This window comes from Flavobacterium sp., from assembly GCF_020217025.1.
Lineage (GTDB): Bacteria > Bacteroidota > Bacteroidia > Flavobacteriales > Flavobacteriaceae > Flavobacterium.
This window is the reverse complement of the sequence record NZ_JAIWOF010000137.1, coordinates 1-10,000: the sequence shown is the minus strand read 5'-3', so window position 1 is coordinate 10,000 and position 10,000 is coordinate 1. Positions and strand designations below refer to the sequence as shown.

At 31.9% G+C, this 10,000-nt stretch carries 13 protein-coding genes, 1 pseudogene and 1 riboswitch; of the genes and pseudogenes, 8 read left to right on the top strand and 6 right to left on the bottom strand.

From position 1 onward, the window contains the following. From LDL23_RS06845 to LDL23_RS06835, 3 genes are all read left to right on the top strand, one after another. Positions 1-830 (top strand): DUF4301 family protein (locus LDL23_RS06845; protein WP_291265038.1); only part of this gene is annotated, 830 nt, incomplete at its 5' end. Further along, a complete protein-coding gene (gene arfB, locus LDL23_RS06840; RefSeq protein ID WP_291265037.1) occupies positions 823-1,224 on the top strand; it encodes an alternative ribosome rescue aminoacyl-tRNA hydrolase ArfB in 402 nt (133 codons plus the stop codon). The genes LDL23_RS06845 and arfB, both read left to right, overlap by 8 nt. A gap of 89 nt (positions 1,225-1,313) precedes the next feature. After that, positions 1,314-1,409: riboswitch (TPP riboswitch) on the top strand. 113 nt (positions 1,410-1,522) lie between these two features. Continuing rightward, on the top strand, positions 1,523-3,685 hold the full coding sequence (locus LDL23_RS06835; RefSeq protein ID WP_291265036.1) for a TonB-dependent receptor: 2,163 nt from the start codon (positions 1,523-1,525) through the stop codon (positions 3,683-3,685). Positions 3,686-3,729: 44 nt separating this feature from the next. On the opposite strand, the gene LDL23_RS06830 is transcribed toward LDL23_RS06835, so the two are convergent. Continuing rightward, positions 3,730-4,152: a hypothetical protein gene (locus tag LDL23_RS06830; RefSeq protein WP_291265035.1), complete on the bottom strand. Its 423-nt coding sequence runs from the start codon at positions 4,150-4,152 to the stop codon at positions 3,730-3,732. Positions 4,153-4,309: 157 nt separating this feature from the next. Between LDL23_RS06830 and greA the strand changes: the two genes are divergently transcribed. After that, on the top strand, positions 4,310-4,786 hold the full coding sequence (gene greA / locus LDL23_RS06825; RefSeq protein ID WP_026724395.1) for a transcription elongation factor GreA: 477 nt from the start codon (positions 4,310-4,312) through the stop codon (positions 4,784-4,786). A 13-nt stretch (positions 4,787-4,799) separates the two neighbouring features. Then, the gene (locus LDL23_RS06820) at positions 4,800-5,189 is read left to right on the top strand and encodes an HIT family protein (protein WP_291265034.1); all 390 of its coding nucleotides are present in this window, start codon (positions 4,800-4,802) and stop codon (positions 5,187-5,189) included. 30 nt (positions 5,190-5,219) lie between these two features. Here LDL23_RS06820 and LDL23_RS06815 read toward each other — a convergent pair whose 3' ends face one another. Continuing rightward, positions 5,220-6,368: a HAMP domain-containing sensor histidine kinase gene (locus LDL23_RS06815; protein ID WP_291265033.1), complete on the bottom strand. Its 1,149-nt coding sequence runs from the start codon at positions 6,366-6,368 to the stop codon at positions 5,220-5,222. 103 nt (positions 6,369-6,471) lie between these two features. Here LDL23_RS06815 and LDL23_RS06810 point away from each other — a divergent pair, with 103 nt between their 5' ends. From LDL23_RS06810 to aat, 3 genes are all read left to right on the top strand, one after another. Continuing rightward, on the top strand, positions 6,472-7,347 hold the full coding sequence (locus tag LDL23_RS06810) for a flavin reductase family protein (RefSeq protein ID WP_291265032.1): 876 nt from the start codon (positions 6,472-6,474) through the stop codon (positions 7,345-7,347). Positions 7,348-7,358: 11 nt separating this feature from the next. Continuing rightward, complete coding sequence (locus LDL23_RS06805) at positions 7,359-7,739, top strand: DUF3127 domain-containing protein (RefSeq protein WP_291265031.1); 381 nt, start codon at positions 7,359-7,361, stop codon at positions 7,737-7,739. 98 nt (positions 7,740-7,837) lie between these two features. Further along, on the top strand, positions 7,838-8,473 hold the full coding sequence (aat, locus tag LDL23_RS06800) for a leucyl/phenylalanyl-tRNA--protein transferase (protein WP_291265030.1): 636 nt from the start codon (positions 7,838-7,840) through the stop codon (positions 8,471-8,473). On the opposite strand, the gene LDL23_RS06795 is transcribed toward aat, so the two are convergent. The 4 genes and pseudogenes from LDL23_RS06795 to LDL23_RS06780 form a co-directional block, all read right to left on the bottom strand. After that, the gene (locus LDL23_RS06795; protein WP_291265029.1) at positions 8,470-8,682 is read right to left on the bottom strand and encodes a VF530 family protein; all 213 of its coding nucleotides are present in this window, start codon (positions 8,680-8,682) and stop codon (positions 8,470-8,472) included. The genes aat and LDL23_RS06795 overlap by 4 nt on opposite strands. 229 nt (positions 8,683-8,911) lie before the next feature. Further along, positions 8,912-9,136, bottom strand: a complete 225-nt coding sequence (locus LDL23_RS06790; RefSeq protein WP_291265028.1) for a hypothetical protein — start codon at positions 9,134-9,136, stop codon at positions 8,912-8,914. 141 nt (positions 9,137-9,277) lie between these two features. After that, entirely contained in the window at positions 9,278-9,838 is a 561-nt protein-coding gene (locus LDL23_RS06785) for a DNA-3-methyladenine glycosylase I (protein WP_291265027.1), read from the bottom strand. After that, a pseudogene (locus tag LDL23_RS06780) lies at positions 9,828-10,000 on the bottom strand (VUT family protein); the annotation flags it as partial. The pseudogene LDL23_RS06780 and the gene LDL23_RS06785, both read right to left, overlap by 11 nt.

The window sequence follows — 10,000 nt, the reverse complement described above, 5'->3', positions numbered from 1 at the left end:
AAAATCAATCCACTGATACCTTAGCGGTAAATGAAAATAATACACCTTTTCGAATTGAAGGTAACAAATTGTTCTTTAGACCCGGAGGACATGGCGCTTTGATTGACAATTTGAATGCGTTACAATCGGATATAATCTACATTAAAAATATTGATAACGTTTCTCAAAATCATAGAAAAGTTATCGAAACAAATAAAAAGTTATTAGGCGGTGTTTTACTTTGGATGCAATACAAGATTTTCAATTATCTTAAATTGCTTTCAAGCGGAAATGTTACTGAAACTCAAATAACTGAAATCAAAGATTTTGCAGAGAATAAAACGTCTTTTCCATTGCCAGAAGAATTTAATTTTTTCCAAACGGAATACAAAATCGAGTATTTAATTAAAGTCTTAAATCGACCAATTCGTGTGTGCGGAATGGTTAAAAATGAAGGGGAACCAGGTGGTGGACCATTTTGGGTACAAGATGAAAAAGGACGTCAAACTTTACAAATTGTTGAATCTTCTCAAATAGATTTGAATAATAAATCACAAAAAAACATAGCAAAAGAAGCGACTCATTTTAACCCGGTTGATATCGTTTGCGGAGTTAAAAACTTCAAGGGCGAAAAGTTTGATTTAAACCAATTCATAGATCCAAAAGCCGCTTTTATTACCGAAAAAACAAAAAACGGCAAACCAATTAAAGCTTTTGAACTTCCTGGATTATGGAATGGCGCTATGGCAAAATGGACCACTATTTTTGTTGAGGTTCCGTTAGAAACTTTCAATCCAGTTAAAACTGTAAATGATTTATTAAAATCGTCACACCAACCTGATAATGGATAAATCAATAATCGCATCTGAGTTTTCATTTAAAGCGGTAAGAAGCAGCGGTGCAGGAGGACAAAATGTAAATAAAGTTTCTTCTAAAGTGGTGTTGACTTTCGATTTAGTCAATTCAAAAGGATTGACCGATGATGAAAAAACTTTGTTGCAAACTAAAATCGCAACTAAATTAACGCAAGAAGGAATCCTTATTTTAACCAGCGAAGAAGATAGAAGTCAACTGAAAAACAAAGAAAAAGTCATTAAGAAATGTTTTAAGTTACTCGAAAATGCGTTGATTGTTCCAAAAGAGCGAAAAGAAACTAAAATTCCAAGAGCGGTAAAAGAGAAACGACTGAACGCTAAAAAAGTAATGAGCGTTTTAAAACAAAACAGAAAAAAACCAAACTTTTAAAATCACAAAGACAAGTTCAAGTTCAAAAATCAATATAAGTAAGTTTGAAATTGTTCTTGTAATTGTCATTGAAATTGGCTTATCTTTGCCTCGTCTCAAAGGGGTGCTCTAAATAACGAGCTGAGATCATACCCATAGAACCTAGAACAGATAATGCTGTTTAGGGAATTGACAAAAATAAATGTGCACGTTTATTCGCGTCAAAGAGTATCAAAATTAATTTTTAACCAAGGAATAATTGCCCCTTTTATTCGTATTTATTTTACGAATGAAAACTTTATTCAAAAAAAATGGCTTAATGCCAAAAACAAAAAGTCACTATTTTAGTTGCCTTTTACCTTTTGCCTTTTACCTTTTGCCTTTTATTTCTTTTTCACAAGAAACCCAGAAAGACACTACAAAAGTTACCGAACTAAAAGAAGTTACGGTATCTTCAGTTAGAGCAAAAGACAAGAACCCAATTACGTACACGAATGTATCCAAAGAAGAAATTGCCCCACGAAACTTAGGTCAAGATATACCTGTTTTGTTGCAATATTTGCCTTCTGTGGTTAGCACAACTGATGCAGGAAATGGTGTGGGTTATACTTACATGAGAGTTCGTGGTTCTGATGGTTCTCGAATTAATGTTACCTTAAACGGAGTTCCTTTTAATGACAGTGAAAGTCAAGGAACGTTTTTTGTGAATTTACCTGATTTTGCTTCCTCTTTAGAAAGCGTTCAGTTACAACGCGGAGTTGGAACTTCAACAAATGGAGCCGGATCTTTTGGAGCCAGTTTAAACATGGCAACCAAATCGTATCAAGAAAAAGCATATGCTGAAATTTCAAATTCATTTGGAAGTTTTAATACAAGAAAGCATACGTTGTCTTTTGGAACTGGTTTGCATAATAACTTCGAAATAAATGGAAGAATTTCCAATATAGCTTCGGATGGATTTATCGATAGAGCAACTTCTAATATGTTTGGTTATTTTTTTAATGCCAATTATGTTAAAGAATCTACTTTGATAAAATTATTAGCATTTGGAGGAAAAGAAAAAACGTATCAAGCTTGGTACGGAATTGAAGATCCTGAAAAACTAAAAAACGACAGAACATTCAATCCTGCCGGAATGTATTTCGATGAATTCGGAAATATGCAATTTTACGATAATGAAACCGATAATTATTGGCAAAATCATTTTCAATTGCATTGGACAGAAAAATGGTCGGACAACTGGATTTCAAACGCTGCATTACACTATACCATTGGGAAAGGTTATTTCGAGCAATACAGAGAAGATGAAGATTTAGCAGATTATAATTTACCAGCGTTCAATGGAAATTCAATTTCTGATTTGGTAAGAAAACGTTGGTTAGACAATGATTTCTTTGGAGCAACATTCTCTTTAAATTATAAAACTGCAAAAACTGATTTATTATTTGGAGGTGCTGCCAATCGTTATTTAGGATTACATTATGGTGAAGTAGTTTGGACACAAAATTACATTCCAAATCCAAATCGTTATTATGATAATTATGGAAATAAAGACGATGTGAATTTCTACATTAAAGCATCATACAGTGTTACAAACAAATTGAATTTATTCACTGATTTACAATACAGAATGGTGTTTTACGATGCTACAAGTGTGAAGTTTGATGCTGTAAACGATACTTTTAGATTTTTTAATCCAAAGGCAGGTTTAAACTACCAATTAAATGACAAAAATGCTTTTTATGGTTATTTCGGAATTGCTAATAAAGAACCAAGACGTGATGATTACGAAAGCGGTGCCATGAAACCAGAGCGCTTATTTGATTATGAATTGGGTTGGAAATATAATTCTAAAAAAGTAAAATTATACGCGAATGCATTTTATATGCGCTATAACGATCAATTGGTTTTGACAGGCGATTTGAATGATGTTGGTTCGCCAATTTTTACAAATAGCGGAAAAAGTTACAGATTAGGAATAGAAGTAGAATCAACAATTATTTTAACAGATAAATTAATTTTAAATCCGAATTTCACATTAAGTCAAAATAAGAATGAGGATTTTTATTATGAAATTAATGGGGCAGTTCAGAATTTAGGAAATACAAATATCGCCTATTCTCCTGATTTTATTTTTGGAAACCGATTTTCTTATTTGCAAATTAAAGGTTTACAATTATCATTGTTGTCAAAGTTTGTTGGAGAACAATATATGGGAAATATCGATTCAGATGTTTCGAAATTAGATAGTTATTTTATTAATGATTTCAATTTTTCTTACGATTGGAAAATTAATAAAGGAATAAAATCTATTGTTTTTTCGGGTTTAGTTAACAATATTTTTAATGTAGAGTATGAATCCAATGGTTATTTCTATACGTATGATGACGATTCTTCAGGAAGTACAATTACTTATGGTGGAGCCGGTTATTATCCGCAAGCGGGAATTAATTTCCTTTTTGGATTGAGTTTAAAATTTTAGTTAAATTAAAAAAGCCTGAAAGTTCAAATTTTCAGGCTTTTTTGTTAGTTATAAACACGAAGCGAAACCTCACTTGTTTGTTCTATACGATAGCGTTTCATTGGATATTGCATTCCTTGTGATAAACCAGAAAATAAACTATATCGTTTATCATCACAAGGACAAATAGCATCAATACCTACAATAGTCATAGTAGAACAAGAAGATAAAGACTGATTAGGACAAGCTGCGTCGTATGCAACATAACCACTTCCTGTATTAAAAACGATTATTCCTCTAATTCCTTGTCCGGCTGAACTGATATAAACTGCATTAGCAGGACTCAATAAATTACTGTATTGAGGTAAACTCATATTGATGTTTAAGTTTACAGGGTAATTGGGTAAATACGGATTATTATTTTTAAATTCTTCTTTGTCGCATCCAAAAAACAAAGGGATTAAAAGTAGAATAAGAAATTTTTTCATTAGGTTTTTTGTTTTCATTTGTAAAACAAATTTAATTAATTACTTTTGACTAAACATTACAATATTACTTAAATTAATATTAAAAATAAATCACTATCTTTGTGAAAAGGAATCCCATGCAGGTGGGATTCTTTCTATTTATATAAACTATGAAGTTATGAGTACAGTATCTTATTACACCGCAGAAGGATTAAAAAAATTAAGAGACGAATTAGATCAACTTAAAAGTATAGAACGCCCAAAAGCATCGCAAGCAATTGCAGAAGCTAGAGATAAAGGAGATTTATCTGAAAATGCAGAGTATGATGCAGCAAAAGAAGCGCAAGGTTTATTAGAAATGAGAATTTCTAAAATGGAAGAGTTAGTGGCAAATGCTCGTTTAATTGATGAGTCGCAATTAGATTTGTCAAAAGCATTGGTATTGTCTACTGTTAAAATTAAAAATCAAGCTAATGGTATGGAAATGAAGTACACATTAGTAGCTGAAAGTGAAGCCGATTTAAAAACAGGAAAAATCTCAGTAACTTCTCCTATTGGGAAAGGTCTACTTGGAAAATCTGTTGGAGAAGTGGCGGAAATTAATGTTCCAAACGGTGTGTTAAAATTTGATGTTTTAGAAATTACAAGAGACTAATAATTTATTTAAAATGGCTAGTATTTTTACTAAAATAGTAAACGGAGAAATTCCTTGTTATAAAATTGCTGAAGATGAAAATTATTTGGCTTTTTTAGATGTGAATCCTAACGCCAAAGGACACACACTTTGTATTCCAAAACAAGAGATTAATAAAATCTTTGATATGGAAGAAGAGCATTATTTAGGATTAATGAAGTTTTCTAGAAAAGTAGCAAAGGCTATTGAAAAATCGGTTGAATGCAAACGTATTGGAGTTGCTGTTGTAGGATTAGAAGTGCCACATGTTCATGTACATTTAATTCCACTTCAAGATATGGATGATATGCGTTTTCAAAGAAAAACCATTTTAACACCTGAAGAATTTCAAGAGTTAGCCAAGCAAATCGCTTCCAACTTATAAAAATTAAATCCCGATTCATTCGGGATTTTTTTATGTTGTTTTATAACTAATCTGCATGGTAGTTCCTTTTCCAATTTCAGAATGAACTACTTTAATTTTTCCTTTGTGGTATTCTTGAACAATTCGTTTAGTTAATGATAATCCTAATCCCCAACCGCGTTTTTTAGTGGTAAACCCAGGTTCAAAAACTTTAGTGAATTGGTTTTTGGGAATTCCTTTTCCAGTATCTGAAATACTGATTTTTACCATATCTTCTAATTCTGAAATTACAATATTCAAACTACCCTTTCCCTTCATGGCGTCAATGGCATTTTTAACTAAATTTTCAATAGTCCAACTGTGTAATGCAGGATTAATTTCGACAAATACGGGGTGTTGAGGTGCCTTAAAATAAAAATTTACTTGCTGAGAAACTCTAGTTTGTAAATAATCAACTGTGTTTTTAGTATCTTCAATTATATCTCTTTTTTCTAAGACAGGTTCGCTTCCAATTTTTGAAAATCTATCTGTAATGGTTTGCAATCGAGTAATGTCTTTTTCTATTTCTACAATGGTACTTTCTTCAACATTGTCTAATTTTAAAATTTCCAACCATCCAATTAAAGACGATAAAGGAGTCCCAATTTGATGTGCCGTCTCTTTTGCCATTCCTGCCCAAAGTTTGTTTTGTGTCGCCATTTTGGTAGCACGATAAAAATTATACACTACAGCACCAAACAGAATAATAATCAATAATAAAGCAACAGGATAATATTTTAATTTATTTAATAAAGGCGAATTTCCATAATAAACCAACTGATAGCTTTTCTCCGAAAGTTGCATTTTTATGGGTTGGTTGTCGTTTTTTATCGAATTGAAATATTTTTTTAACGCAGCAGTATCATTTGCAATTGCATCCTCAATATTGTTGTGGCTTATAATGGAATCTTTACTATCTGTTACAATCATTGGGATTGTAGTATTGTTTTGGATGATTTGGAATGGTAATTCAATATCTGTAAATTCATTGGCATTAGCTAACGTTTTTTGCGCACTTGCCCAAAACTCCATTTTTGCTCGCTCTTCGTTTTTAAAAATTTGGAAAAAGTTATAGGTATTCCAAAGTATTAAGATTACAATGAAAAAAGATGCTACTATGATAAACCAACGCGTAAGATTTCGCCTTTCTGAAAACTGCATGTATTCGTATTTGAAGTAAAAATACTAAAATCCTTTTTAATTTGATGTTTATTCTTGTAATTGAACTTGTAATTGTTTGTTATCTTTGTAAAAAAGTTTCAACATGTTAAGCATCGATCCAAAAGAAATAGCGCCAGCAAAATTACAAGGATATTTACAAAGTGCCGTAGCGCCAAGACCTATAGCTTTTGCCAGTACTATGGATAGTAATGGAAATCCAAATTTATCGCCATTTAGTTTCTTTAATGTATTCAGTTCTAATCCACCTATTTTAATTTTTTCGCCAGCAAGACGAGTGCGTGATAATACTACAAAACACACGTTAATCAACGCTCAAAACACAAAAGAAGTTGTGATTAATGTTGTGAATTACGACATCGTAGAACAAATGTCATTATCAAGTACGGAATATCCAGATGGCGTGAATGAGTTTGAAAAAGCTGGATTTACGATGTTAAAATCGGATAAAGTAAAACCATTTCGTGTAGCTGAAAGTCCGGTGCAGTTTGAATGTAAGATTAATGATGTGATTGCATTAGGAGACCAAGGTGGAGCAGGAAATTTGGTGATTTGTGAAGTGGTAAAAATTCATATAAACGAAGCTATTTTAGATGCAAATGGAATGATAGACCAACACAAAATCGACTTGGTTGCCCGAATGGGAGCTAATTGGTACAGTCGTTCAAATGTAGGTATGTTTGAAGTTGAAAAACCATTAACTACTTTAGGAATTGGAGTAGATATGATTCCAGATTTTATCAAAGAAAGTGGCTATTTTACAGGGAATGATTTAGCAAGATTAGGAAATATAGAAAATATCCCAACCGAAGAAGAAATTGCTATATTTGTAAAAGAAAATTTTGAAGTCAAAGCCGTTTTAAGTGCTGATGATTTGGATACAAAATTTCAAAAAGCAAAAGAGTATGTAGATAATGGAAGAGCTATTGATGCTTGGAAGTTGTTATTAGCAAAAAAATAAATTTTAGTATTATGGAAGTTTTAGGAAGAGTAAAATTAATTAATCCTGTACAACAAGTAAGTGCTTCTTTCAAAAAAAGAGAGCTTGTAGTGACTACAGAAGAGCAATATCCTCAACACATTTTGATTGAGTTTGCACAAGATAAAACAGATTTGTTAAACAATTATAGTGTTGGAGAGCAAGTTAAAGTGTCTATCAATTTAAGAGGAAGAGAATGGGTTAATCCACAAGGAGAAACTAAATATTTTAACTCTATCCAAGGTTGGAGAATTGAAAAAGTACAAGCAGAAGCTCCAGCGGCAGCACCTCAAATGCCACCAATGCCACCAGCAGCTGCTTTTGAACCTGCAACTAACTTTAACGAAGAAGAACACGACGATTTACCTTTTTAATAAATTATAGAAGAGAGTCAAGAACAAAGAAACCATTCAGAATAAAGTAAGAATGGTTTTTTCTTTTCTCTTTCTTCTTTCCTCTTTTTTCTCAAAAAATGTATTTTTTAACCAAAGAATTATATTTCCCCCCAATAGAAATGGCTTCTCCTGAAGGGATTGTAGCTGTTGGAGGCGATTTGTCTCCAGAGCGATTACTTTTGGCTTATAAATCAGGAATATTTCCATGGTTTGAAGATGATGAGCCTATTTTATGGTGGAGTCCACCAGAGCGAATGGTTTTGTTTTTTGAAGATTTGAAGATTTCAAAAAGCATGCGAAATATCATCAATCAAAGAAAATTTAAAGTTACCTTCAATACCGCTTTTAGAGACGTAATTTTAAACTGTAAAAAGATTTCTAGAAAAGATCAACAAGGCACTTGGATTACAGATAACATGGTAGAAGCCTATTGCAAATTAGATGAATTAGGCATCGCAAAAAGTGTTGAGGTTTGGCAAGATGATGAATTAGTTGGTGGATTGTATGGTGTTGATTTAGGTCATGTTTTTTGTGGTGAAAGTATGTTTTCAAAAGTGCCAAATGCAAGTAAATTAGCTTTCATTGCATTGGCAAAACAATTGGAATTAGCCAATTATCATTTGTTAGATTGCCAAGTCTACAACGATCATTTAGCAAGTTTAGGTTGTGTAGAGATTGATAGAGAAGATTTTTTGATGGTGTTGAAAGGTTAAAACTTTGGCAATGTTTTAACATACAATTCTTCCACTTTTTTTCTTGCCCAATCGGTTTTTCTTAAGAATTTTAAACTTGAATTTACAGATGGATTTTCCTTAAAACAGTTAATGTTAATAAGTTCTGCCAAAGTATCAAAACCATAAAAAGCAACTAATTGTTCTACAATCGTTTTTAAAGATTTTCCGTGAAGTGGGTCGTTGCTCATTTTGCTGCTTTCTTGTAAAACATTCCTTTTCCCCCTTGATTATAATTTTAGTTAAGTTACTAAATCTAAGTTTCTATGGTTTTGTGAAAAAGTATGGTAGTTCTTTTTTAATATAAAAGACTACCAAATTGTCTTTAATGTTCCGTAAAAATAGCTATTTTTTTATTAGAAATTTCACAAAATCATTTTATCTCTTTAAAAGAATTTTGTGAAATTTCTAATAGTTTTCTTACTCGTCATTACATGTACAACTGCATGGTCCTAATTTATCGCCATGAGCTAAATGAGCTGGCACAGCATTACTACTGATTACTATTTCATGGGCGTTTTCAGGGTTTCCAGGCGGAATGTGACAAACAACAACTTTTTCATTTGATTTATTATCAGTTTCAGATGAACTGATAAATACAAAGGCAATTAATGCCAATCCGAATAACATCATTTTTTGTTTCATATCCAAGTAATTTATTGGTTAATAAATTAAAATTACGCACAAATTGTTGATTTGGAATTGTATTATAAAAATATTTGTTTAACTACATTTTTTTATCGTTGAAATACCCTTTTTTATTTAAATTTAATCATATTTTTTGGATTATCTTCTTGTAAAACAGCTTGCTACATGATCGTTTACCATTCCAGTAGCTTGCATATGGGCGTACATAACTGTTGAGCCTACAAATTTGAATCCGCGTTTTTTTAAATCTTTGCTTAAAGCATCTGAAATTGGAGTAGTAGCTTTAACTTCACTTAAGGTTTTAGGTTGATTGTCTATGGGTTTCCCATCTACAAATCCCCAAATATATTTAGAAAACGTCCCAAACTCTTCTTGTACTTTTATAAAAGCTTGTGCATTGGTAACCGTAGCTTTAATCTTTAATTTGTTTCGAATAATTCCGGCATCTTCGGCTAATGCATCCATTTTGTCTTCTGAATAATTTGCAATTTTCATTAAATCGAAATTGTCAAATGCTTTTCTGAAATTTTCTCTTTTAGCTAAAACTGTGTACCAACTCAATCCTGCTTGAAAGGTTTCTAAAATCAAAAATTCGAAAATGGTGGCGTCATCATAAACTGGCTTTCCCCATTCGTTATCGTGATAATTTCTATATAAATCGTCTTTTTCGCACCAAGCGCAACGGGTTTTATTTTCCATCTTTTGCTAAATATTTTTCTATTAAATAATGACCTAGATAGATTAAAGGTGTTAATCCAATAGCAATTAACAACTTCACTGTATAGCCTGTTAATGCAGATGCAATAAACATTTTAGTATCGATTTTTCCGGGTAACCAAAAGGCAATTCCGAGTACAATGA

Coding starts and splice junctions, on each gene's coding strand:
- LDL23_RS06785 (WP_291265027.1), bottom strand. CDS start 9,838: ATGGAAAATAAAACCCGTTGCGCTTGGTGCGAAAAAGACGATTTATAT.
- aat (WP_291265030.1), top strand. CDS start 7,838: ATGTATTTTTTAACCAAAGAATTATATTTCCCCCCAATAGAAATGGCT.
- LDL23_RS06790 (WP_291265028.1), bottom strand. CDS start 9,136: ATGAAACAAAAAATGATGTTATTCGGATTGGCATTAATTGCCTTTGTA.
- LDL23_RS06795 (WP_291265029.1), bottom strand. CDS start 8,682: ATGAGCAACGACCCACTTCACGGAAAATCTTTAAAAACGATTGTAGAA.
- LDL23_RS06835 (WP_291265036.1), top strand. CDS start 1,523: ATGCCAAAAACAAAAAGTCACTATTTTAGTTGCCTTTTACCTTTTGCC.
- greA (WP_026724395.1), top strand. CDS start 4,310: ATGAGTACAGTATCTTATTACACCGCAGAAGGATTAAAAAAATTAAGA.
- LDL23_RS06815 (WP_291265033.1), bottom strand. CDS start 6,368: ATGCAGTTTTCAGAAAGGCGAAATCTTACGCGTTGGTTTATCATAGTA.
- LDL23_RS06805 (WP_291265031.1), top strand. CDS start 7,359: ATGGAAGTTTTAGGAAGAGTAAAATTAATTAATCCTGTACAACAAGTA.
- LDL23_RS06810 (WP_291265032.1), top strand. CDS start 6,472: ATGTTAAGCATCGATCCAAAAGAAATAGCGCCAGCAAAATTACAAGGA.
- arfB (WP_291265037.1), top strand. CDS start 823: ATGGATAAATCAATAATCGCATCTGAGTTTTCATTTAAAGCGGTAAGA.
- LDL23_RS06820 (WP_291265034.1), top strand. CDS start 4,800: ATGGCTAGTATTTTTACTAAAATAGTAAACGGAGAAATTCCTTGTTAT.
- LDL23_RS06830 (WP_291265035.1), bottom strand. CDS start 4,152: ATGAAAAAATTTCTTATTCTACTTTTAATCCCTTTGTTTTTTGGATGC.